Origin of the sequence: Achromobacter aegrifaciens (genome assembly GCF_902859735.1) — a bacterium.
Lineage (GTDB): Bacteria > Pseudomonadota > Gammaproteobacteria > Burkholderiales > Burkholderiaceae_B > Achromobacter > Achromobacter aegrifaciens.
The window spans coordinates 182,363-203,421 of the sequence record NZ_CADIJY010000008.1; the positions used below are offsets into that span (position 1 = coordinate 182,363).

Here is a 21,059-nt window from a genome sequence, read left to right on the forward strand (position 1 = left end):
ACGGAGACATATCGATGGCAATCGTGAAAACGGTGTACGCGTTGGCGGGCGCCGCTATCGTTGCGGCAGGCGCACAAGCGCAGCCAGCCGGCGGCCCAGTGAAGATCGGCGTAATGGCGGACATGAGCTCGGCGTATTCCGACATCGGCGGCAAGGGCCTGGTAGAGGCCGCGCGCATGGCGGTGCAGGATTTCGGCGGCAGCGTGTTGGGCCAGCCGGTCGAGCTGGTGTACACCGATGGCCAGAACAAGGTCGACGTCGCCAGCGCGGCGACGCGGCGCTGGTTCGACCAGGATGGCGTGGACATGGTCACCGACTTGCCCACGTCGGCGCTGGCGCTGGCCATCAGCGAACTCGGCCGCGAAAAGAAAAAGATCGTCATGGTGACGAGCGCGTCGACCTCGGAATTGACCGCCAAGGCGTGTTCGCCCTACACCGTCCATTGGACCTACGATACCTACGCGCTGGCCAACGGTACGGGCGCGGCGGTGTCCGCACAGGGCGGCAAGGAATGGTATTTCATGACTGCGGATTACTCGTTCGGCTACGCGCTGCAGGCCGACGCCTCCGCGGTCATCGAGAAGAACGGCGGCAAGGTGCTGGGGGCTGTGCGTTCGCCCCTGAATACGCCGGACTTCAGTTCCTATCTGCTGCAGGCGCAGACTTCCAAAGCGGGCATCATCGGCCTGGCGCTGGGCGGCAACGACGTGATCAGCGCGATCAAGCAGGCGGCGGACTTCGGTATCGGCCGGCCGGGCGGCCAGCAGAAGCTGGTGGCGCTGCTGGCGTTCCTCTCGGACGTGAAGTCCATCGGACTGCCCCTGGGCCAGGGGCTGCTGTTGACCGAGGCGTTCTATTGGGACCAGAACGACGCCACGCGGGCCTGGTCGCAACGCTTCCAGGACAAGGTCGGGCGCAAGCCGACCATGACCCAGGCCGGTACCTACGGCGCGGTGCTGCATTATTTGAACGCGGTCAAGGCGGCCGGCACCAAGGACGCCGACGCCGTGATGGCCAAGATGCGGGAGACGCCCATCAACGATTTCATGACGCGCAACGGACGACTGCGCGCGGACGGGCGGGTGGTGCGCGACATGTATCTGTTCGAAGTGAAGAAGCCGGAGGAATCCCGCGGCGAGTGGGATCTGTACAAACAGGTGGCGGTCATCCCGGGCGACGTCGCATTCCGGCCCGAAGACCGCGGCGGCTGCCCATTGATCAAGCAGGCGATGCGATGATCAGCTATGACGTAACCGACTTTGGTCAGCCGCTGGTTCCCATCGAGCGCCCGGCGCCCGAACCGCAAGGCGCGCAGGTGTTGCTGCGGGTGCTTGCCGCGGGCGTATGCCATACCGACGTGCATACGTGGGAGGGCTACTACGATCTGGGCGGCGACAAGCGCCTGCGCGTGGAGCAGCGCGGCGTCACGCTGCCGTTGACTCTGGGCCATGAGACAGCGGGCGTGGTGGTCGCCGCCGGGCCAGACGCAAATGGGGTTGTCGCGGGACAGCGCTTTCTGGTGTATCCATGGATCGGTTGCGGCGACTGCAAGGTCTGCCGGCGCGGTCGCGAAAACCTGTGCGCCGCACCGCGCTTCCTGGGGATCTTTCGGCCGGGCGGCTATAGCGACCATATCCTGGTGCCGGACGCCCGCTACCTGATCGATATCGGCGACCTGCGACCAGAGCAGGCCGCGCCCTACGCATGCTCGGGCCTGACATCCTACAGCGCCATCCGCAAGATTGCGCCGGAGGTGCTGCAGGCGGAAACGGTCGTAGTGGTCGGCGCAGGCGGCCTGGGCCTCATGTGCGTGAGCTTGCTGCGCGCCTTGGGGTGTCCGCAGGTGATCGTGCTGGAACCCGATGGCGCGCGCCGGGGCGCCGCGCTGGCCGCCGGCGCCAGCCTTGCGGTGGACGCGCATGCCGCAAACGCGCTGGACGAGGTTCGACGCGCCGCTGGCGAGATCTGGGCGGTGATCGATTGCGTGGGCGCGGCGGGCACGGTGAAGCAGGGCATGGATCTGCTGGCCAAAGGCGGGCAATTGATTTTGATCGGGCTGTTCGGCGGGGAATTGCCGCTGTCGCCGGCCTTGGTGCCCATGCGCGCCATCAGCATCGAAGGGTCCTACATCGGCACGCTGGCCGAATTGCAGGAACTCATGACCTTGGTGCGGGAACGCGGGCCGCGCGCCATTCCGATTTCCTGCCGCTGCCTGCAGGACGCCCAGGCAGCGCTACTCGATCTGGCGGCTGGCCGCGTGGTGGGGCGCCAGGTCCTTTGTCCCGAACAACCCAACGCGAAACAGGCATAGAACCATGCAGCTGAATCTGGATTCCGGTTACACCATGACGGTGGATGGCCGCGCGGAAACGTCGGTGCAAACCTTCGATGTGCTCAATCCCGCCACGGAGGAACGCATTGCCACCGTGCCGGACGCGTCGCTGGCGCAGTTGAACGAAGCAGTCGCGGCCGCGACGCGCGCATTTGCGCAATGGAGCGAGACGCCCTTGGAACGGCGCCAGGCAGCGCTTCTTGCCATGGCTGACAGACTGGAGGAATACACCGAAGGCTTCATGCGCCTGCTCACGCGCGAGCAGGGCAAGCCTCACGCCGACGCGCGCGCCGAGGTCGGCCGTTGCGTCGCCTGGCTGCGCGCGACCGCGGCGCGCGATCTGCCCGCCACGCGGCTGGACGACGGCGCCGGCCGCGTGTTCGAGACTCGCCATGTGCCTATCGGCGTGGTGGCGGCGATCGCGCCTTGGAATTTTCCGATGACGCTGGCCATCTGGAAGATCGCCCCGGCCTTGCTGGCGGGCAACACCGTCGTGTTGAAGCCGTCGCCATTCACGCCGCTGACTTCGCTCAAGATGGGCGAACTGTTTCGCGACCTGCTGCCGCCAGGCGTGCTGAACGTGGTGTGCGGCGGAGACCGGCTGGGGCCCTGGCTGACCGAGCATCCGGGCATCGACAAGATCGCCTTTACCGGCTCGACCGCGACGGGCAGGCGCGTCATGCAGAGCGCATCCGGCAGGCTCAAACGCATCACGCTGGAACTGGGCGGCAACGATGCCGCCATCGTGCTGCCGGACGTGGACGTGCGCGAGACGGCCGCCAAGCTGTTCTGGGGAGCGTTCCGAAATTCCTCGCAGTTTTGCCTGGCCACCAAACGGCTGTATGTGCATGAATCCATCTATGACGAGTTCGCCGCGGCGTTGGTGGAACACGCCCGGGGCGTGGTCATGGGAGATGGCGCGCAGCCGGGGACTGGCCTGGGGCCAATCCAGAACCGCCCGCAGTACGAGCGGGTCAAGGATCTCATTGCGGATGCGCATCGCAACGGCGTGCGCTTTCTGGCCGGTGGCGACATTCCGCAAGGCAAGGGCTATTTCGTGCCGGTCGCCATCCTGGACAATCCGCCGGACGACGCGCGCAGCGTGGTGGAAGAGGCGTTCGGACCGGTGCTGCCCTTGCTGAAATACCGGGACATCGACGAGGTCGTCCAACGCGCCAATGACACAGACTATGGACTGGGCGGGTCGGTGTGGTCCAAGGACCTGGCGCTGGCGCGGTCCATCGCGCGGCGCCTGGAAACCGGCACGGTATGGATCAACCATATCCACGCCATGTCGCCGGACGTGCCGTTCGGCGGGCGCAAGCAGTCCGGCCTGGGCGTGGAGAATGGGCTGGAAGGGCTGCTGGAGTACACCAGCGTGCAGACAGTGGCGGTGTTGGCGGACGAGGCTGCTTGAGCGCCGTGGAAGGCGGCCGGGACATACGTACGCGTTCCGGCGGCGCCCGGGGACTTACTTGCCCCGCATCTGGTCTATCAGCCGCCGGTCGCGCTTGGTCGGGCGTCCGGCTTCTATGCCCAGCGCGGGCTCGGGCGCCAGGCGGCGCATTTCCGCTGCGCGCTCACGCGCCGCCACGCTTTCGGGCGTTTCCTCGTAGAGCTGGCGCGCGACGGGGGCGGGGCCGCGCACGCCGCTGACGGCCATCACCCGTACATGCAGCGCCGGGTCCTCCTTGCGCACTGTGACCAGATCGCCTGGCGCGACTTCGCGCGCGGGCTTGGCGGGCTGGTCGTTCACCAACACCCGGCCCTTGCCGATTTCCTGCACGGCCAGGCTGCGCGTCTTGTAGAAGCGCGCGGCCCATAGCCACTTGTCTAGCCGGATCTTGTCCATGGTTCCTTACCTGCCGGTATTGCTGCTCAGGCGCTCATGATAGCCGCCGTGGCCCGTCTTGCTGTCCGACGGCTTTCGATCGCCCCGCCGGAACGCTTAAGCCAGGCTTAAAACGGCTCCTGCGCCGGAACTCGATGCGTGCGTCTCGTCTAACCAGAAACGCGTATCGGAGGGCAATCGACTCATGGACCTGAACTGGCAGCAGCAACTGGCGGAAAGCGGGCTCTGGTTGGCGCGCGCGTTCGGCATTTCGGCCGTCGCGCTGGTGCTGGTCGGGGGCTTGCTTGCGCGCTACACGGACTGGGGACGCAAGTTCTGGCGGTTGGCGCGGCCGTATCTCGATCCCAGGCGCAGCTGGCGGCCCTTGTTGACGCTGGCGCTGCTGTTGTTCCTGGCGATGTTCGCCGTGCGCATGACGGTGTTGTTTTCGTTTTGGTACAACGGCTTCTACAGCGCGTTGCAGGCATTGGATCAGAGCGCCTTCTGGCGCTTTTTGGGCATCTTCTCGGTGCTGGCCTGTGTGCACGTGATGCGCACCCTGGCCGACAGTTATGCCGGGCAGGCTTTCGACATCCGTTGGCGCGTGTGGCTCAACGACAGGCTGACCCGCGACTGGCTGGGCGCGGGCGCCTACTACCGCGGCCATTTCGTCGACTCTCCGGTCGACAACCCCGATCAGCGCATCGAACAGGACATCGCCATGTTCGTGACGGGGTCGCGCACGCTGGCGATCGGCGCGCTGAGCGCGGTCGTCTCGCTGGTGGCGTTCACGTCCATCCTGTGGGGCCTGTCCGGCGCCTTGACGGTGGCGGGCGTGGAGATCCCGCGCGCCATGGTGTTCGTGGTGTACCTGTACGTGATCGTGGCGACGCTGTTCGCGTTCAAGATCGGGCGTCCGTTGATCAAGCTGAATTTCCTGTCCGAGCGCCTGACGGCGAACTTCCGCTACGCGCTGGTGCGCCTGCGCGAGAACGCCGAGAACGTGGCGTTCTATCAGGGTGAGAACGTGGAGCGTGCCACCTTGTGGACGCGTTTCTCGGCCTACATCGCCAACTTGTGGGCGCGCGTGTACCGGGGGCTGAAGTTCGACGGCTTCAACCTGTCGGTGAGCCAGGTGGCCGTGGTGTTCCCATTCATCCTGCAGGCGCCGCGCTTTTTCAGCGGCGCGATCAAGCTGGGCGACGTGATCCAGACTTCGCAGGCCTTCGGGCAGGTGCAGGATTCCTTGTCGTTCTTCCGCACCTCCTACGACACCTTCGCGCAGTACCGCGCGACGCTGGACCGGTTGAACGGTTTTCTGGACGCCAACGAAGCTGCGCGCGTGTTGCCTTCGGTGCGGACGGAGAGCCTGCCGGACGGCCTGGATATCGAATCCGTCCAAGTGTCGCGCCCCGACGGCACGGTGCTGTTGCGCGACCTGAACCTGAACTTGCGGCCGGGCCAGGCCCTGCTGATCAAGGGACCGTCGGGCAGCGGCAAGACCACCTTGCTGCGCGCGCTGGCGGGCCTGTGGCCCTATGCGCAGGGTGCGGTGCGCCGGCCGCAGGGCGCCTCTGCCTTGTTCCTGTCGCAGCGGCCCTATCTGCCCCTGGGCGACTTGCGCGGCGCGGTCGCGTATCCGGGATTGGCGCAGCCCGAGGACGATGCTCGCCTGGCCGACGCGCTGCGGCTGGTCAACCTTGGACATCTGGCCGGGCGCCTGGATGAAGTCGCGGATTGGTCGCGCATGCTTTCCATCGGCGAACAGCAGCGCGTGGCGTTCGCGCGCGTGCTCTACAACCGGCCCGCCATCGTGTTCCTGGACGAGGCCACGTCCGCTACCGACGAAGGGTTGGAGCATGCGCTGTACAGTCTGCTGCGCGAGGCGCTGCCCTCATGCATGCTGGTCAGCGTGGGACATCGCAGCACGCTGGACGTGTTCCATACGCACAGGCTGGACCTGGATGGCGCCGGGAACTGGCGGGCGGGACCGATGGCGCGGGCGGGCGCTCCGGTAGAGCGCTTGCGCCCGGTGGACGGGCCGCGGCGGGCGGCGGCCTAGCGCGGCGCCCGCCGCGATTCAGGTACCCACGCGCAGCGGACCGGTCAGCTTGCGCAGCGCGGCGACCACGCTTTGCGCGGTGATGCGGCCGGTCTTGGGATTGGCCGAGGGAATGTTCTGGATTTCCATCGAAAACGAGGCCGAGTCGGACACGACCTCGACGCGGTGCAGATTGCGTTCCAGCGAGGGATCGGCCCAGATTTCCAGCGTGGTCTTGTCCGGGCCGATGCCGGCCAGCGACACGCTGACCGCCACGTTCAGGTTGGCCGGAAAGCCCACCGCCGCTTCCCGTGGCGAGCCGCGGAAGATCAGGCGTGGCTCGGTGATGTCCGCGATATCGATGTTGTTGTCCGTCAGGTAGGGCGCGCCCAGCAGGCCGCGCACCGGCTTGCGCGTGATCATGGTGACGGAATGGATGACGCCCTCGGCGGCGGCCGTGATGGCGTCCAGGCCCAGGATGGCGCCCGAGGGCACCAGGATCTGGCCGTGGTGCTGGCGGGCCAGTTCGATCAGGTCGTCATGGCGCAGCAGCGCGCCCGAGCTCAGCACCACCATCTTCTTGCCGGCGCGCAGCACGGGTTCGGCGATGTCGCGGAACACCGCGGCGGGGGCGCATTCCACGACCACGTCGCAGTGTTCGTGCAGCGCATCTATGGTGGTGTAGGCGGGCGCGGCCTGAGTCCAGGCAAAGGCCGGCGGAGCCTTGGGATCGCGCACCGCGACGGCGGTGAGCGTCAGGCCGGGCACGCCGGCATCCAGGGATTGCGCCACGGCCTGGCCGATGGCGCCGAAGCCGGCGATGCCGACACGGTAGCTGTTCATAGGGGTCCAGAGTAGGGCCGCGGCGCGCCGCGGGCGGTTCGGAAAGGGGCTGGGCGCCGATGCGATGACGCGGCGCCGGGCTGCCGGCCACTGTAGCCACCGTGCCGGCAGGCGTCAATGCGGAATGACGACTATGCCCGGCTACACTTTGCGCTTGAGCCTACAGGAGTCGAGGCATGCACATCCTTCCCGAAACACCGGACGACCGCGAGGCGATCTTCACGCTGACGCAGGCCGCCTTCAAAGACAATCCCCACAGCCAGCAGACCGAGGGCCACATCACCAACGCGCTGCGCGAGGCCGGCGCGCTGACGCTGTCGCTGGTGGCGCGGGTGGACGGGCGTGTCGCGGGCCATGTCGCGTTTTCTCCGGTGACGATCAGCGACGGTTCGGCGGACTGGTACGGCCTGGGGCCGGTCGCGGTGCTGCCGGAACTGCAAGGCCGGGGCATAGGCGCGGCCTTGATCCGGGACGGTCTGGCGCGCTTGAAGGCATTGGGTGCGGCGGGCTGCGTGGTGATGGGCGATCCGGCGTACTACACGCGATTCGGTTTTGCGCAGACGCCCGCGCTGACGTATCCCGGCGTGCCGCCGGAGTACTTCATGGCGCAGGTCTACACGGGTGCGGCGCATGGGGACGTTTCCTATCACCAGGCGTTCGAAGCGACCGCGTAGCCGGCGCGGGCAGGGGGCGGCAGCGTGAATTCCGGCCCCGCGTAGTCGGATGCAATGTCCAGGGTTCCCGCTGCGAGCCGGCCCGCCCACTCATCCAAAATACGGCGTTCTTCCGCGCCGACTTTCGTGCCCAGCACCAGCCGCAGCGACGCGGCTTCCTCCAGGCCGTAACGGGTCACGCGGCTCACCGCCAGCGCGCCCGCGGCATGGTCGGCGGCGGCGCGCTGCACGCACAGTCCCGAATCGGCCAGCGCCGATGCCAGATAGACCTGCGGGTCGCGCGCCACCCAGTCCAGCACATTGCCGATCTGCCACACGCCCGTTTCGCGGCACACGCGCGTCACGCCATCGCGGCCGCCGTCCATCATGGCAAACAGTACGCGGGCGTCGCGTGCGGACAGCGCGCGGGCCCAGGCCGCGCCCAGCGCCGGATCGTGCTGGTTGCCGCAGAAGGCGGTCAGCGGATCCTGGCCCGTGACGCGCCGCACGCCATCGGCATAGGCGGCGCGGCCCTTCAGGCCGGGCCGCACTTTTTCGCCGGACAGATGGGCGGCCCGCCCGTTGGCCGCGCGCAGGCCCGCCAACACCCCGGCAAGAAAAGCCGAGTGCTCTTGCTGGATCTCGTATGACGCGACGTTGGCGGCGGTGTGGTGCCCCTGCGTGATGGCGAACTGCGTGCGCGGATAGCGTGGCGCCACCTCGGCCACGGGCGCATCGCCCTGGCCGCCATGCACGATGACCAGGTCGGGAGCGGTGGCGCAAAGCTGTGCGAGGCGCTCGGCGCGCGCGGCGGCGTCGTGGTCGGCGATCCATTCCAGCTGCAAGGGCTGGCCCGCCTGCGCGGCGCGTTCCGCGCCACGCACGGCCGCTTCGTTGAAGCCGCCGCGGCCCGGATGGCCGAACAGCACAAGCGTGCGGCGGGCGCTCACAGGCTGGCTCCCGTGGCGCGCACCACCGGTCCCCAGGCTGCGGCTTGGCGGCGGACGAAGTCGGTGAACTCGGCGGGGGATTTTTGCGCCAGCACGAAGCCCTGTCCCTCCAGCCTGGCGCGGATGTCCGCGCTGGCCAGCGTCTGCGCGATGACGTCGTTCAAGCGCTGCGAGACCGCGGCCGGCAAGCCGGCGGGACCGGACAGGCCGATGAAGTTCTCGGCGATCAGGCCCGGATACCCCAGCTCGCCCACCGCGGGGATGTCGGGCGCCTGCGGCACCGGCTTGCTCGTGGTGACCGCCAACAGGCGCAGTTGGCCGGATCGCAGGAAGGGCAGGTTCTGCGGCAGCGCGTCCACCGCGAAGCGGATCTGGCCGCCCAGCAAATCGTTGCGCATGGCGCCAGATCCCTTGTACGGAATGTGCTGCAGGCGCGCGCCGGTTTGCCGGGCATACAGCTCTCCCACGATCTGGCCCACCGACGCCAGTCCGCCGCTGCCGTACTGCACCGGCTGGTCCTGCGCGCGGATCCAGGCGGTCAGCTCCGCAAAGCTGGATACAGGCACGGAAGGATGGACGACGAACACGGTGGGCACCGCGCCCAGGTACGCGATATGGTCGAAGCTGGCGAGCGCGTCGTATCCGCCTTGCGGCATCAGGGCGGGAGAAATGGACAGCGGCGCCGAGTTCGACATCAGCAGCGTGTAGCCGTCGTTGGGCGCCTGCGCGACCAGGCTCGCGCCTATGGTCGAGCCCGCGCCGGGCTTGTTTTCGATGACGATGGGCTGGCCCAGCCGTTCGGCCAGCGTGGGCGCGATGAGGCGCGCGGCGATGTCGCTCGCGCCGCCGGGCGGGAAGGTGACGATGAGCCGGATCGGACGCTCGGGCCAGGCGGATGCGCGCGCGATGCGCGGCCGCGCCAGCGGCAGCGCCAGTGCGCCGGCAAGCATGAAGGTTCGACGGGAGATCGGCATGGCGTGGCTTCTACGTGACTGCCGCGGGGGCGGCAAAGGGGCGTACTGTAGAAAGCCGGGCCGGGCCTGACAAAGAATTTGTAGCCGTTTGCTTATGCCCGCCGCATCGCGCGGCGGGCATTTTTCAAACGCGCGCGGGGCGCGCGGATCAGCTGCCTTTCTGCGCCTGCGCCATGTAGTCCACGGTCAGGTTCGACAGCGCGCGCACGCCGTTGATGAGGCCGGACTCATCGACGTAGAAGCGCGGCGAATGGTTCGGCGCAGCCTTCTCGACGTCGGTGCCCTTGGGCGTCACGCCCAGGTAGAAGAACATGCCCGGCACCTTCTCTTGATAGAACGAGAAGTCCTCCGACGCGGTGGACTTGGGCTGCAGGCCGTAGTTGCCTTCGCCCGCCACCCGCCGCAGCGTCGGGCCCATCTGCTCGGTCAGCGCGGGATTGTTGACGGTGGCGTTGTACAGCTCCACCACGCGCACGTCCGCCTTGGCGCCCGCGCTCTGCGCGATCATGTCCGCGGTGCGCGCGATGCGTTGGTGGATGTCCTTCTTCATGCCTTCGTCATACGTGCGGATGGTGCCGGTCATGGCCACGTTGTCCGGCACGATGTTCATGCGGTTGCCGCCGTGGATGGCGCCCACGGTGATGACCGCCGGCTCCAGCATGCTGTTGATCTGGCGGCTGGGGATGGTCTGCAGGCCCAGGATGATCTGCGAGCTGACCACGATGGGGTCGATGCCGGACCAGGGCCGCGCGCCGTGCGTCTGCTTGCCGGTGACGTCGATCCAGAACTGGTCGGCGGCGGCCATGGCGGGGCCGCTGCGCCAGCTGAGCTTGCCCGCCGGATAGGCGCTGGACACGTGCAGGCCGAAGATGGCGTCCACCTTGGGATTCTCCAGCACGCCTTCCTGCACCATCATCTTGGCGCCCCAGATCTTCTTGCCGTCGGGCTCGAAGTCGGCGGGGCTTTCCTCGGCGGGCTGGAAGATGAACTTCACGCTGCCGGGGAGCTGGTCCTTCATGCCGGCCAGGACTTCGGCCGTGGCCATCAGGATGGCGGTGTGGGTGTCGTGGCCGCAGGCATGCATCACGTCCACTTCCTTGCCCAGGTAGGTGCCCTTGGCCTTGGACGCGAAGGGCAGGTCCACTTGCTCCTTGACGGGCAGCGCGTCCATGTCGGCGCGCAGCGCCACCACCGGCCCGGGCTTGCCGCCCTTGAGCACGGCGACCACGCCAGTGCCGGCAACGCCGGTTTTCACTTCCATGCCAAGCGCGCGCAGGTGATCGGCGACCAGCTTGGCGGTGCGGTTTTCCTGGTTGCCCAGTTCGGGATGTTCGTGGATATCTCGGCGCCAGGCGATGAGCTTGTCTTCGATGGCCTTGGCGCGTTGATCGATCTGCGCGGCCAATGCCGGATTGGGCGCGGGGACCAGCGGGCCTTGCGTGCCGGGCGCGCTTTGCGCGGCGGCCGGACCCGCCATCAGCAGGTGGGCGGCGAGCGCCAGCGGGGCCAGGCGGAACAGGGGTTTGCGGTAAGGCATGCTTTGCTCTCCTCGTGGTTGTTAACCTGTTATTGGACGAGGATCTTACCGAAGCGCAAGACGGCGCGAGCGTTTGTTACCAACGCTTAAAAACAGGCTGTTTTGATTCCGGCCGATGGAATTCCGCGCGCCGGAATCCGCGAGTCATGCGGCGTGCAGGACGTTCTTTGCGCCGCGCGCGAGGAACAGCAGCAACAGTGCCGCCAGCAACGATGCGGCGCCCGCGAAAAGCATGGCGGCATGGAAGCCGCCGGCCAGCGCGGCCGCGGCCAGTTCGGCCGCATTGGCGGGTTGCGCCGGCAGTTCATGCAAAGTGATGGCGGCGCGCGCCAAGGCCTGCGCGTCGGGCGCGCCTTGTTGCGAGAACGAAGCCGTCAGCGCTACGATCGCACGCCCGCTCATCAGTGCGCCCAGCAGCGCGATGCCTATCGTCATGCCGGTCTGGCGCAGCGCGTTCATGGTGGCCGAGGCCATGCCGGAACGCTCGCGCGGCACCGTGGCCATCACGGCCATGCTGGTCGATGGCACGGCCAGGCCGGTGCCCAGGCCCAACAGGACCAGCAGGGAGCCGGACACGAGGTAAGGCGTGTGCGCTTCGAAGCGCGTCATGCCCAGCATGGCCAGGCCGATGAAGGCGAAGCCCGCGATCATCAGGCGCGGCAGGCCAAAGCGCAGGTTGAGCCGGCCGAACACCAGCGACACCAGCCCGGCCGCGGCGAACTGCGGCGCCAACTGCCAGCCAGTGGCCAGCGGCGACAACCCCTGAACGTGTTGCAGATAGAGCGAAAAGAAGAACAGGCTGCTGTAGGCGGAAAAGCCCAGCACGAAGGAGGCGAAGTTGGTGATGGCGAAGCCTGCGTCGCGGAACAGCCCCAGCGGCAGGATGGGCCGCGCGGCGCGGTGCTCGACCCACAGGAAGGCGAGCAGCCCGGCGGCGGCGATGGCGAGCGCGACCGTGGCTTGCGGTGCAGCCCAGCCGTGTTCGCCGGCGGCGATCAGCCCATAGGTCAGCGCGCCCAGCCACAGCACGCTAAGCGCCTGGCCCGCGGGATCGAAGGCTGCGTGTTCGGGATGGGCGCTTTCCGTGATGCTCCAGGCGCCCAGCGCGATGGCCAGCGCGCCCACCGGCAGGTTGATGAGGAAGATGCTCTGCCAGTTGAAGTGGGCGACCAGCACGCCGCCCAGCATGGGCCCCACGATGAGCGAAATTGCGTTGCACGAGGCCCAGATGCCGATGGCCTGGGCGCGTTCCTTGGGATCGGGAAAAGCCTGGGTCAGGAGCGACAGCGCGCCTGGAACCAGCAGGGCGCCGGCCACGCCCTGCACGGCGCGGCCGATCAGCAGCGCTGTAAGGTTGTCCGCCAGCCCGCAAAGCGCGGAGCCCGCCGTGAACAGCAGCACGCCCGCCAGCCAGGAACGCTTGCGGCCATAGCGGTCGCCCAGAGGTCCCGCCGACAGCATGAAGGCCGACAGGAACAGGGCGTAGGCGTCCACCACCCATTGCAGCCCCGCCATGTCGATGCGCAGGGCCGCCTGCATGGTGGGCAGCGCCACGTTGACGATGCTGATGTCCAGGATGGTGATGAAGCTGCCCAGGTTGACGGCAAGGACCAGGGCGCGGCGGCGTGCGGGATGCATGGCGGGACGCAGAGTGGGGGAAGGGGTATTCTATGCATCGACCGACCGTCGGTCAATGAAAAGAAGAACGATTCTCAGCTTTTGATTCCGGCCCAGTGCCTCCTCTACACTGGCGCCTTGCTGCTGACCTGACCCCTGGACGATATGCCCGCTGCTCCCGCCGACCCGCTTTCCCTGCCTGGCCCGGACGCCGCTCCCAAGCCCCGCACCAAGCCGGCCGCCGTGCGGCTGGACGAGTTGATGGCGGCCGCGCAAGCGCTCTTTATCCAGAAGGGCGTCGAGGCCACGACCATCAACGAGATCGTGGAACGCGCCGGCGTGGCCAAGGGCACCTTCTATCACTACTTCACGTCCAAGAACGACATGCTGGCGGCGCTGCGGGCCAAGTTCTCGCAAGGGTTCCTGGACCATATCGACCGCGAAGTGCAGGCCTGTGCGCCGGAGGATGGCGTGGCGCGCCTGCGCGCCTGGACTCGCGCCGGCGTCGAGGCTTACTTCGACGGCTACGAACTGCATGATGTGGTGTTCCACGACGCCCAGCATCCCGACCGCGGCGTGGCCGAAAAGAGCGCCGTGCTGGAACAGCTGGAAGCCATACTCGAGGCCGGCGCGCGCGCCGGCTGCTGGAAGCTGGACGACGCGGCGCTGGCCGCCATCGTCCTGTACCACGGCATGCATGGCGCGGTGGACGCTTCCATCGCTCAGGGCCGGCGGGACGCGCAAGCGCTGTCCGGCCCCTTGTCGGCGATGTTCCTGCGCACGCTGGGCGCGAGCTGAGGGGCGCGGCTTCAGACCCGCGCCGCCGCATGCGCCGCTATTGCAGCTTGATGCCCAGCTCCTTGATCAGCGGTCCCATGTCGGCGCGGTCGGCTTCGATGGTCGCGGCCAGTTCCTCTGGCGTGCTGCCAATGGGAATCATGCCCAGGGTTTCCATCTGCGCGCGCATCGCGGGTTCCTTCAGTATGTCCGCCACTGATTTCTGGATCAGCGCCACGCGGTCGTCCGGAATGCCGGCGGGCGCCATCAGTCCGATCCAGGGCTGCGGCGCGTAGTCCTTCAATCCGGATTCCTTCAGCGTGGGCGTGTCGGGCAGGCCGCCGAAGCGCTCCGGGCTGGTGATCGCCAGCGCGCGCAGGCGGCCGCTGTCGATCAGGCCCTTGGAACTCGAAGGCGCGTCCAGGCCCACGTCGAGCTGGCCGCCGATCAGGTCGTTCTGCGTCTTGCCCGACGAAGACGAGGGCACGTACAAGGCCTTGATGCCGGCGCGCCGCGCCGTCTGTTCCCAGACCAGGTGGAACGCCGTGCCGATGGAGAACGAGCCCACGCTGAGGTTGCGCGTCTTGCTTTCGCGCACGAAGTCTTCCCAGGTCTTCAGCGGACTGTCCTTGGGCACGATGAAGATGAAGGGCGTGCGCGCCACCAGCGAGATCGGCTTGAGGTCCTTCTGCGTATCGAATGGCAGGCTGTCCACCGCGAAGGGCACGATGGTGACGGACGAGGCCACGACCATGCCCAAGGTGTAGCCGTCGGGCGCGGACTTGACCAACGCGCCGGTGCTGATGATGCCGGACGCGCCCGGTTTGTTCTCCACCACCACGGGCTGGCCCCAGGCAGCGCCCAGTTTGCTGGCCAGCACGCGCAGCATGACGTCCACGGGACCGCCGGGCGGGTTGGACACGATGATCTTGACGGGTTTGTCGGGATAGGCGGCGGCAGCCGCCAGCGGCGCCAGCAGCGCCAGCGCGAGCGCGGTTTGCTTGAACATGGAATTCCCCTTGTTTTGGTGTGTTTGATGCGCGGGCAGCGTCCGCCCGCGGCCCCGCACATGCCGTCCCGGTTCAGGCCAGGATCTGCATGTGGGGGGCCGGCGGCCAGCCTGGCGCGTCGCCGCGGATGAACGCGATCCACGCCTGCTGCGTGGCGTGAGCAAGCTGCCGCGCCTGTTCCGCCGGCAGGCCGGCAAGCATGGGCGCGCCGGCGAATGCCGCCAACGTGTCGAAGACGAAGGGCAGCTCGATGCAATGGCAGGCGCCGAAGGCCGCCGTGGGCGCCACGTCAAAGCGCGCCAGCCAGGCTTGGCGGCCTTGGGCCGCGGCGTCGGCGGCCCACTGGCGCGAGGGCGCGCCGAATACCTCGTCGCCCAGGTCCTGGTCGGCAGCTGTGCGGCCATTGCCGGGAAAGGCGGCCATTTCGTCGCGCGTGTAGCAGACCAGCACGTCCGCGCGGGACGAGGCCCGCTTGAGCGCGGGGGCGATATCGTGCGGCAGTATTGCGCCGTCGAGCACCGGCGCGAACTGGCTGCGGCTGCTGCCTTCGGCGCGCAGCGTTTCGGCGACGGCGGGCGCCTGCTGCGCCGCCAGCAATGCCGCCACGGGCAGTTCGCGCGCGGCTTCCAGGGAATCGGCTCCCGCGGCGCGCAGGAAGGCCTGTCCCAGCGCATCGGCCTGCTTTGCGCTGCGAAACCCCCGGCCCAGCGCCGCGCTTTGCAGGATGGCGCGGGAGAAGCGCGGCTGGCGTGCCAGCATGGCGCAGATCGACGACGCGCCCGCCGACTGGCCCATGACCGTGACTTGCCCGGGATCGCCGCCCAGGTCCTGGATGTTGTCCAGCACCCAATCGATGGCGGCTTCCTGGTCCAGCAAGCCAGCGTTGGCCGTCTGGCCCGGCACGTACAGCCAGCCCAGCGCGGCCAGCCGGTAGTTGACCGCGACCACCACCACGTCGCCGCGCTGCGCGAGCTTGGCGCCGTCGTACCAGTCCAGCGCGCCGCCGCCGCTTTGCCAGGCGCCGCCATGCAGCCACACCACCACCGGCCGCCGCTTGCCGTCGGCGGCGGGCGTCCACACCGTCAGGTGCAGGCAGTCCTCGGATTGTTCCGCGTCGAAGTCGCCCATGGCGCCGCGCAAGCGCGAGGGCAGTTGCGGCGCGACCGGTCCCGGCCGGGTGGCGTCAAGCTTGCCGCGCCATGCTGCGGGCTGCGGTGGTGCGAAGCGCAGGCGGCCAACGGGCGCCTGCGCATAGGGAATGGCGCTGTAGCGGCAAACGCCGCTCTGCTGCACGCCGGTCAGCGTGCCAGCCTGCAGCGACGCTTCCACGAACTGACTCATATCCTGCCCCTTGTTTCTGGTCTGTAGCACGGCCGCGGCAGACGCCGCGGCGGTCGGACTATGGTAGGGAGGAATGGGCCGCGCCAGGCATGCAGGTTTTGAAGATTGCCATGCGCAATCCGCATGGCTGGCACGCAGCGTTGGCTATTTGAGGATGCGCGCGTCCAGGCTGTTGTCAGCCAGGGCCTGGGCCTGCGCCCGCGACATGCCCAGATGTTCGTACAGCGCGTGGAAGTTCTCGTTGACGTAGCCGCCGAAATACGCGGGATCGTCGGAGTTGACGGTGACCTTCACGCCCGCGTCCAGCAGCGACAGGATGTTGTGGTCGCGCATGTGCTGGAACACGCGCAGCCGGGTGTTGGACAGCGGACAGACCGTCAGCGGGATCTGCTCGTCGATCAGGCGCGCGATCAGCTTCGGGTCTTCGGCGGCGCGCACGCCGTGGTCGATGCGCAGCACCTTCAACAGGTCCAGCGCTTCCCAGATGTATTCCGGCGGGCCTTCCTCGCCGGCGTGCGCGACGCCCGGCAGTCCTTCGGCGCGGGCGCGGTCGAACACGCGTTGGAACAGGCGCGGCGGAAAGCCCATTTCGCTGCTGTCCAGGCCGACGGCGATGAAGGCGTCGCGGTGGGGCAGGGCGGCTTCCAGCGTGCGCATGGCCTGCTCTTCGGGCAAATGGCGCAGAAAGCTCAGGATCAGTCCGCTGCTTACGCCCAGCTGCTTGCGGCCGTCTTCGAGGGCCTGGCTGATGCCGGTCAACACCACGTCGAAGGGCACGCCGCGATCGGTGTGGGTCTGCGGGTCGAAGAACGGCTCGGTATGCACCACGTTCTGCTCACGGCACTTGAGCAGATAGGCCCAGGTCAGGTCGTAGAAATCCTGCTCGGTGCGCAGCACGTCCGCGCCACGGTAGTAGAGGTCCAGGAATTCCTGGAGATTGCCGTAGTCGTAGGCCGCGCGCAGGGACTCGATGTCCGGCCACGGCAGCGCCACGCCGTTGCGCTGCGCCAGCCGGAACAGCAGCTCGGGTTCGAGCGAACCTTCCAGGTGCAGGTGCAATTCCGCCTTGGGCAGTGCGTTGAGCCAGTCGTACATGGGTGCTCCGATCAAAAAGTGTTGCCTGTCCAGAATAACGCGCAACGCGCCGGCAGGCTCAGGCCGTCAATGCGACGGCGTCGGCCTGGATGGCGAGCTGGAGCTGGGCGGCGAAGGCGCGCGCCTGCCGCGTGCTGGGGCGGTCGCGGCGCCAGATGGCCGCCAGCGGCGACTTGCGCAGGACCGGCCGGTCGGCCAGGACCACCAGCTCGCCGCGCGCCTGCCGGATAGCGGCCACGCTGCCGGGCAGCATCCACAGATACAGGCCGTCCAGCAGCATTTCGCGGCCGAATTCCAGCGACAGGGCGCCGATCATATCCGGAATCGCCAGCCCCGCCTGGCGCAGCGACATTTCCAGTTCGCCGCGGATGCGGCTGCCGGGCAGGGCGGTGATCCAGGGATAGGCCACGTAGTCGGCCAGCGTGGCGCCGGGCTGGCCGGCCAGCGGATGATGCGTGGCGCAGGCCAGCACTACCGGATCTTCCAGCAGCGTGGTGGAGCGGTAGACCTGCGGATTGACGGTGGACGAGAAGCGGCTGATCAGCACGTCCAGCGCGCCGGCGTCCAGGTCTTCGATCAGCCGTTCATGCGTGCCGATTTCGATGGTGAGCGTGATGCGCGGATAAGCCTGGCGGTAGGCACGCGCGGCCTCGGCCACCGGCCAGCCCGCGAACATCGAAAAACAGCCTACCGTCAGGCTGCCCTCGTCGCCGCGCGAGACCGCGGCGAGATCGATCTCGGCCTTGCGGAAGTCGGTGAGCAGCAGGCGGGCATGGCGGCACATGGTTTCGCCCAGCGGCGTGCAGGTGGTGCCGCGGGCGGTGCGTTCGAACAGCCGCGCGCCGACCAGCTCTTCGATCTCGGCGATGGCGCGCGACAGCCCCGACTGTGTGCTGTGCAATTGCGTGGCGGCCTTGGACAGGTTGCCCAATTCGGCGACGGTCAGCACGATTTCCAGATGCCGGATGCGGAGCTTGCCTCGGAACGGTGTCATGGCGCGGGTCGGAGGGGAGTAGCCGATTATTCTCTCCCGGCGCGCGCTTGGCAACGCGGTGCGGGATTCGGCCGGCCGGGATTCGGATATAGTTCGCGCCAGACCGATAGTCGGACGCGCGGCCTGGGCCAGCGCGGCGGCCGGCAAGAGCAGAGGGCAGGCATGAAGGCAGCGGTGTGCGGCGCGTGGAGAGTGAGCAGGCTTGCAGCGGCGGCGCTGGCTGCGCTGGCCTTGAGCGGCTGCGGCGCATCCCGGGTCGACGGGGTGTCGGTTGCCTGGCCTCCGTTCCGGGACGGGACGCTTGCGGCGCTGCCATCGGATCCGGCCCAATGCCCGGATCTGGCCGGCTTCTATCGGGCGCAAGGCGAGTTCGTGTCTGGCGACCGCGAGGCCGGCGCATCGATGGACCTGCGCAAGTTCCTGCAGTATCCCCTGGACCTTCCGGGCATGTCCGACAACCCGTTGCCGGAATGGCGTTCCGGACCCGAGGTCACTGTGGCTTTCACGGCCGCCGCGGACGGATGGGAGATATTGGCGCTGGACGGGCAGGGCGCGCGCGCCTTGGGCCGCCTGCCGCAGTTGAACGGCGAGCAGGATCCTGCCGCCCTGCCTGGCGCGGCCCAGCCTTCCAGGCCGGATGGCATCCGGCGCCGTGGCGGTTGCACGCAGGGCCGGCTGTGGATCAGCGTGCGGCACGACTGGCGCCAGTACGAGTCCATGGGTGTGCGGCGCCACGTGGCGCTGCTGCGGCCCGAGGCGGGAGGCCTGCTGGTGACGGTGGGCCGGGAATCCGACACCATCGGCCTGTTGCCCTGGTATTCGAATGAGGGCAGCGTGTACCAGTATTGGTTCGCGCCCGCGGGCCGCTGAACGCGGGCCTGGCAATTCACCGCGCGGTCTGACCGCGCTCCATCCACGAGCCTCATGACCTCTGAAAACCTGTCCTCCGCCGCATCCGACCCGCGCGCCCGCTTCGTCTCCGGGCCGATGGGCCCGCATGTGCTGGAAATGGTCCTGACCGGCTGGGCCAGCATGCTGGCCGTGTTCGCGGTGGAGTTCCTGTCGCTGCTGTACCTGGGCACGCTCAAGGACGAGGCGGTGCTGGGCGCGGTGGGCTTCGGATCGATGACGCAGTTCACCATCATCTCGGTCTGCATCGGCGTGAGCGTGGGCGGCACTGCCCTGGTGTCGCGCGCGCTGGGGGCGGGCGATGCGCCGCGCGCCCGCGCGCTGGCGGGCGCCTCGCTGGTGCTGATGGTTGCCGCCGCGCTCGTGTCCGGCGCGTTGTTCCTGGCCGTGATCGGCCCCTACACGGCAGCCATCGACCTGGCGGAGGACGTGCGCGCGCATCTGCTGCCCTACGTGCTCATCACGACCCCGTTCGCGGTCGTGATGGGCGTGGGCATGATGCTGTCCAACCTGTTGCGCGCCGCCGGCCATGGCCGCCAGTCCATGTGGGTGCTGCTGGCGGGGACGGCGGCGGTCGCGGCGCTGGACCCGCTGGTCATCTTCGTGCTGGACGGCGGCATGGAGGGCGTGGCCTGGGCCGGCGGCATGGGCCGCCTGGTCACGGTGGCGCTGGGCGCCTGGCTGGTGTTCGGCAAGCATCGCCTGGTGACTTGGCCCGCCGGCGCCGCGCTGCGCGCGCACCTGGCCGCAATTGGGCGGATCGCCTTGCCTGCCGCGCTGACCACGCTGGCCACGCCCGCGGCAGTCATCTTCACCCTGTCCACATACGCCGGCTTCGGCTCCAGCGTGATGGCGGGCGCCACCGTGGTGGACCGGGTGCTGCAACTGGCCTACGCGCTGTTCTTCGTACTGCCCGGCGCCATCGGACCCATCCTGGGGCAGAACCTGGGCGCAGGGCAATGGGACCGCGTACAGGAGACGGCGCGCGTGACCGCGCGCTGGTCCTTGACGTATGGCTTCGGCGTAGCGGTCCTGCTGGCCTTGCTGGCGCCCTGGATGCCGGATCTGTTCCAGGTGACCGGACCTGGGCGCGACCTGATCGTTTTTTTCTGCCGCTACGGCAGTTTCGCCTGGGCGCTCAACAGCCTGTACTTCGTCGCCGTCGCGGTGTTCAACAACCTGGGCTATGCCACGTACTCCACCGCCATCGGCTGGCTGCGCGCTACCGTGGGCACCTTGCCCTTCGTCTGGCTGGGCGCGCATTACGGCGGCCCGGAAGGCGTGTTGGCGGGGCAGACCGTGGGCTTTGCCCTGTTCAGCCTGATCGCCATGCTGCTGTGCCGGCGCGTGCTGCGCGCGCCGCCCGCGAGCGCGGCGGCGCAAGCGCGGCAGGCTGCCTAATGCACTGTTTTCGGATCCCCTTCATGGGTAGATGCCGTGAGCCGGTGACCGGGCTGAGGGATCCGAAGCGCAGCCCCACCGGGGCGAGCATCGGAATCCCGCAGTCCGGACGCCGGCGGCTCAAGAACCGTGCTTCCCAAAACCGAAGTGCGGGTGGCAGGGATTCGAGCTTGCGGATGTCAGAGTCCTTTAGCCGCCGAGGCCACCCTGCGCCATTCCGATGCTCGCCCCGGTGGGGCTGCGCTTCGGATGGCTCCGGGCAGCCTCGGCTGAGAGTCGCCTAGGGCGCCGCGAAGTCGCTTCCAGCCTGCAAGGCGTTTGGGCGGCAATGCGGGCGGGCCTGCCCAGGAGGCCGTTCGATTTTGACGGCCGGTCGCGGTACGATCCCGGCTGACTTCGATTTTTCAGGATTGCCATGCGTCAGCGTTCCGTACGCCTTCGAATCGACACCTTCTCCCGTGTGCTGCTGGCCGCGGCTTTTGCCGCCGCCGCAGCCGGCGCCGCTCAGGCGCAGGGGCCTGCTTCAGCCACTGGATCGCGCGCCCAGCCGTCGGTGCCGGTGCAGACCCTGCCGGCCCTGACGCCCAAACGCAGCTTCGACGACGCTCCCGCGCCAGCCGCCACCGCGCCGGCGGCTCCGGCCGATGACCGGGCCGGCCAGGTGTTGCCTCCCAGGTCGGCTGCGCCCGCGCCGGCAAGCTTGCCCGCGCCCGCGACCTTGCCTGCGCCCGCGGCGGCTCCGGCCGCTGCCGTC

18 protein-coding genes and 1 pseudogene are annotated in these 21,059 nt (G+C 68.4%); 9 read left to right on the forward strand and 10 right to left on the reverse strand.

Annotated elements, in window-relative coordinates:
- Nucleotides 1-14 precede the first annotated feature (14 nt).
- The 3 genes from HV766_RS21745 to HV766_RS21755 are packed head-to-tail and all read left to right on the forward strand — an operon-like array spanning nucleotide 15 to nucleotide 3,749.
- Nucleotides 15-1,238 (forward strand): ABC transporter substrate-binding protein, encoded by a 1,224-nt coding sequence (locus HV766_RS21745; protein WP_054452695.1) that lies wholly within the window; start codon nucleotides 15-17, stop codon nucleotides 1,236-1,238.
- Nucleotides 1,235-2,311, forward strand: coding sequence for an alcohol dehydrogenase catalytic domain-containing protein (locus HV766_RS21750; protein ID WP_054452692.1), 1,077 nt, complete (start codon nucleotides 1,235-1,237; stop codon nucleotides 2,309-2,311). Before HV766_RS21745 ends, HV766_RS21750 begins: the two co-directional genes overlap by 4 nt.
- Before the next feature lie 4 nt (nucleotides 2,312-2,315).
- The gene (locus HV766_RS21755; RefSeq protein ID WP_175181824.1) at nucleotides 2,316-3,749 is read left to right on the forward strand and encodes an aldehyde dehydrogenase family protein; all 1,434 of its coding nucleotides are present in this window, start codon (nucleotides 2,316-2,318) and stop codon (nucleotides 3,747-3,749) included.
- A gap of 54 nt (nucleotides 3,750-3,803) precedes the next feature.
- On the opposite strand, the gene HV766_RS21760 is transcribed toward HV766_RS21755, so the two are convergent.
- Complete coding sequence (locus tag HV766_RS21760) at nucleotides 3,804-4,184, reverse strand: RNA-binding S4 domain-containing protein (protein ID WP_054452689.1); 381 nt, start codon at nucleotides 4,182-4,184, stop codon at nucleotides 3,804-3,806.
- A gap of 184 nt (nucleotides 4,185-4,368) precedes the next feature.
- Between HV766_RS21760 and HV766_RS21765 the strand changes: the two genes are divergently transcribed.
- Nucleotides 4,369-6,225 carry an ABC transporter ATP-binding protein/permease gene (locus HV766_RS21765; RefSeq protein WP_175181825.1) on the forward strand — a complete coding sequence of 619 codons (1,857 nt, stop codon included), beginning with the start codon at nucleotides 4,369-4,371 and terminating at the stop codon, nucleotides 6,223-6,225.
- Nucleotides 6,226-6,243: 18 nt separating this feature from the next.
- Here HV766_RS21765 and HV766_RS21770 read toward each other — a convergent pair whose 3' ends face one another.
- Entirely contained in the window at nucleotides 6,244-7,047 is an 804-nt protein-coding gene (locus tag HV766_RS21770) for an aspartate dehydrogenase (protein ID WP_054452684.1), read from the reverse strand.
- 176 nt (nucleotides 7,048-7,223) lie between these two features.
- Here HV766_RS21770 and HV766_RS21775 point away from each other — a divergent pair, with 176 nt between their 5' ends.
- The gene (locus HV766_RS21775) at nucleotides 7,224-7,721 is read left to right on the forward strand and encodes a GNAT family N-acetyltransferase (RefSeq protein ID WP_175181826.1); all 498 of its coding nucleotides are present in this window, start codon (nucleotides 7,224-7,226) and stop codon (nucleotides 7,719-7,721) included.
- On the opposite strand, the gene HV766_RS21780 is transcribed toward HV766_RS21775, so the two are convergent.
- From HV766_RS21780 to HV766_RS21795, 4 genes are all read right to left on the reverse strand, one after another.
- Complete coding sequence (locus tag HV766_RS21780) at nucleotides 7,694-8,650, reverse strand: BMP family ABC transporter substrate-binding protein (protein ID WP_054452675.1); 957 nt, start codon at nucleotides 8,648-8,650, stop codon at nucleotides 7,694-7,696. The genes HV766_RS21775 and HV766_RS21780 overlap by 28 nt on opposite strands.
- On the reverse strand, nucleotides 8,647-9,624 hold the full coding sequence (locus HV766_RS21785) for a Bug family tripartite tricarboxylate transporter substrate binding protein (RefSeq protein WP_175181827.1): 978 nt from the start codon (nucleotides 9,622-9,624) through the stop codon (nucleotides 8,647-8,649). Before HV766_RS21785 ends, HV766_RS21780 begins: the two co-directional genes overlap by 4 nt.
- Nucleotides 9,625-9,772: 148 nt before the next feature.
- Nucleotides 9,773-11,161 carry an amidohydrolase gene (locus HV766_RS21790; RefSeq protein WP_088156934.1) on the reverse strand — a complete coding sequence of 463 codons (1,389 nt, stop codon included), beginning with the start codon at nucleotides 11,159-11,161 and terminating at the stop codon, nucleotides 9,773-9,775.
- 144 nt (nucleotides 11,162-11,305) lie between these two features.
- Entirely contained in the window at nucleotides 11,306-12,799 is a 1,494-nt protein-coding gene (locus HV766_RS21795; protein WP_054452668.1) for an MFS transporter, read from the reverse strand.
- A gap of 144 nt (nucleotides 12,800-12,943) precedes the next feature.
- On the opposite strand from HV766_RS21795, the gene HV766_RS21800 reads away from it, so the two are divergent.
- Entirely contained in the window at nucleotides 12,944-13,576 is a 633-nt protein-coding gene (locus tag HV766_RS21800; protein ID WP_175181828.1) for a TetR/AcrR family transcriptional regulator, read from the forward strand.
- A 37-nt stretch (nucleotides 13,577-13,613) separates the two neighbouring features.
- Here HV766_RS21800 and HV766_RS21805 read toward each other — a convergent pair whose 3' ends face one another.
- The 4 genes from HV766_RS21805 to HV766_RS21820 form a co-directional block, all read right to left on the reverse strand.
- A complete protein-coding gene (locus HV766_RS21805; RefSeq protein WP_119449940.1) occupies nucleotides 13,614-14,564 on the reverse strand; it encodes a Bug family tripartite tricarboxylate transporter substrate binding protein in 951 nt (316 codons plus the stop codon).
- Nucleotides 14,565-14,637: 73 nt separating this feature from the next.
- On the reverse strand, nucleotides 14,638-15,906 hold the full coding sequence (locus HV766_RS21810; RefSeq protein WP_175181829.1) for a carboxylesterase family protein: 1,269 nt from the start codon (nucleotides 15,904-15,906) through the stop codon (nucleotides 14,638-14,640).
- Nucleotides 15,907-16,050: 144 nt separating this feature from the next.
- On the reverse strand, nucleotides 16,051-17,001 hold the full coding sequence (locus HV766_RS21815) for an adenosine deaminase (RefSeq protein WP_175181830.1): 951 nt from the start codon (nucleotides 16,999-17,001) through the stop codon (nucleotides 16,051-16,053).
- 58 nt (nucleotides 17,002-17,059) lie between these two features.
- Nucleotides 17,060-17,995, reverse strand: a complete 936-nt coding sequence (locus HV766_RS21820; RefSeq protein ID WP_054452654.1) for a LysR family transcriptional regulator — start codon at nucleotides 17,993-17,995, stop codon at nucleotides 17,060-17,062.
- A 192-nt stretch (nucleotides 17,996-18,187) separates the two neighbouring features.
- On the opposite strand from HV766_RS21820, the gene HV766_RS21825 reads away from it, so the two are divergent.
- From HV766_RS21825 to HV766_RS21835, 3 genes and pseudogenes are all read left to right on the forward strand, one after another.
- Entirely contained in the window at nucleotides 18,188-18,865 is a 678-nt protein-coding gene (locus HV766_RS21825; protein ID WP_254593346.1) for a hypothetical protein, read from the forward strand.
- A 54-nt stretch (nucleotides 18,866-18,919) separates the two neighbouring features.
- Nucleotides 18,920-20,305 (forward strand): MATE family efflux transporter, encoded by a 1,386-nt coding sequence (locus HV766_RS21830; RefSeq protein WP_254593347.1) that lies wholly within the window; start codon nucleotides 18,920-18,922, stop codon nucleotides 20,303-20,305.
- A 415-nt stretch (nucleotides 20,306-20,720) separates the two neighbouring features.
- Nucleotides 20,721-21,059: pseudogene (locus tag HV766_RS21835) on the forward strand (lytic murein transglycosylase); the annotation flags it as partial.